The 2,055-nt window shown below is 61.8% G+C and carries 1 protein-coding gene; it reads right to left on the bottom strand.

The features are described 5' to 3' along the window. Nucleotides 1–2,055 (bottom strand): immunoglobulin-like domain-containing protein (locus AACY11_RS28160; RefSeq protein WP_339496311.1); only part of this gene is annotated, 2,055 nt, incomplete at both ends.

Raw genomic sequence — 2,055 nt, 5'->3', positions numbered from 1 at the left:
TCAGGGTCACGGTGACTGGCGAGCCAGCAGCGTTGGTCAGGGTGGCGGTGTAAACGATCGAACCGCCCTCGGCCACAGAATCGGTGGCGCTGAGCGACAGGTTGGTGGTGTCGACGGTGTCAGTCACCGTGGTGCTGACCGGGGTTTTGTCGGCCACGAGGTTTTCGTAGTTGCCGCCGGTTACGCCGGTGATCGCATTGGTCAGTGGCGTATGACCGGTCAGCGCATCGTTTGGCGCAGTCGCGGTGACAGTGCCGGTGGTTTTACCCACCTCAATGGTGATGTTCTGGCCGTTGGCCAGAGTTACCACGACTGGCGAACCCGTGACCGGGGCGCCCACGGTCGCGGTGTAGGTGACGGTGCCACCTTCAGCCGCCGACTCGGAGGCGGTGAGTTTGACGGTGGTGGTGTCGATGGTATCGGTGACGTTGGTAACCGCTGGAACAGTGCTCGGCACCAGGTTTTCGAAGTTGCCGCCGGTGGCGGTGGCAATGGTCGCCTCGACCTTGCCGGCGTCTTTATAGACGTCATCGGCTGGAGCCGGAACAGTGACGGTGCCCGTGGTTTTGCCGGCTTCGATGGTGATCACTGCGCCGTTCGACAGGGTCACAGTCACTGGCGAGCCAGCAGCGTTGGTCAGGGTGGCGGTGTAAACGATCGAACCGCCCTCGGCGACCGAGTCGGTGGCGCTGAGCGACAGGTTGGTGGTGTCGACGGTGTCAGTCACGGTGGTGCTGACTGGTGTTTTGTCGGCCACGAGATTTTCGTAGTTGCCGCCGCTCACGTCAGTGATCGAGTTGGTCAGCGGAGCCTGACCAACCAATGCGTCGTTAGGCGCGGTGGTGGTCGCGGTGCCAGTGGTTTTGCCGACTTCGATGGTGATTTTCTGGCCGTTGGCCAGGGTTACCACGACTGGCGAACCCGTGACCGGGGCGCCCACGGTCGCGGTGTAGGTGACGGTGCCACCTTCAGCCGCCGACTCGGAGGCGGTGAGTTTGACGGTGGTGGTGTCGATGGTATCGGTGACGTTGGTAACCGCTGGAACAGTGCTCGGCACCAGGTTTTCGAAGTTGCCGCCGGTGGCAGTCGAAATGGTTGCCTCGACCTTGCCGGCATCTTTGTAAACGTCATCAGCCGGCGCTGGAACAGTCACGGTGCCGGTGGTTTTACCGGCCTCGATAGTGATGACGGCGCCGTTCGACAGAGTCACAGTCACTGGCGAGCCAGCGGCGTTGGTCAGGGTCGCAGTGTAGACAATCGAACCACCCTCGGACACAGAGTCGGTGGCGCTCAGCGTCAGATTGGTGGTGTCGACGACGTCGGTGACGGTGGTCGAAACCGGTGTTTTGTCGGCCACGAGATTTTCGTAGTTGCCACCGCTCACGTCAGTGATCGAGTTGGTCAGCGGAGCCTGGCCGACCAATGCATCGTTTGGTGCTGTGGTAGTCACAGTGCCGGTGGTTTTACCCACTTCGATGGTGATGTTCTGGCCGTTGGCCAGGGTCACGACGACTGGCGAGCCAGTCACCGGCGCACCCACAGTGGCGGTGTAAGTGACGGTGCCGCCTTCAGCCACGGAAGCATCGGCCGTCAGTTTGACGGTCGAGGTGTCGATTGTATCGGTGACGTTGGTAACCGCCGGAACGGTGCTCGGCACCAGGTTCTCGAAGTTGCCGCCAGTCGCGGTGGAAATGGTTGCTTCGACTTTGCCGGCATCTTTGTAAACGTCATCGGCCGGCGCTGGAACAGTCACAGTGCCTGTGGTTTTGCCGGCTTCGATGGTGATCACTGCGCCGTTCGACAGGGTCACAGTCACTGGCGAACCCGCGGCGTTGGTCAGGGTCGCGGTGTAGACAATCGAACCGCCCTCGGCGACCGAGTCGGTGGCGCTGAGCGACAGGTTGGTGGTGTCGACGGTGTCAGTCACCGTGGTGCTGACTGGTGTTTTGTCGGCTACGAGGTTTTCGTAGTTGCCGCCGGTTACACCAGTGATCGAGGTGGTCAGCGGTGCCTGACCAACCAATGCGTCGTTAGGCGCGGTGGTGGTCACGGTGC

Source organism: Pseudomonas sp. RA_105y_Pfl2_P56, assembly GCF_963970845.1.
Lineage (GTDB): Bacteria > Pseudomonadota > Gammaproteobacteria > Pseudomonadales > Pseudomonadaceae > Aquipseudomonas > Aquipseudomonas baetica_A.
Note: the sequence above shows the minus strand (reverse complement) of the source record. Positions and strands in the feature narration are given on the sequence as shown.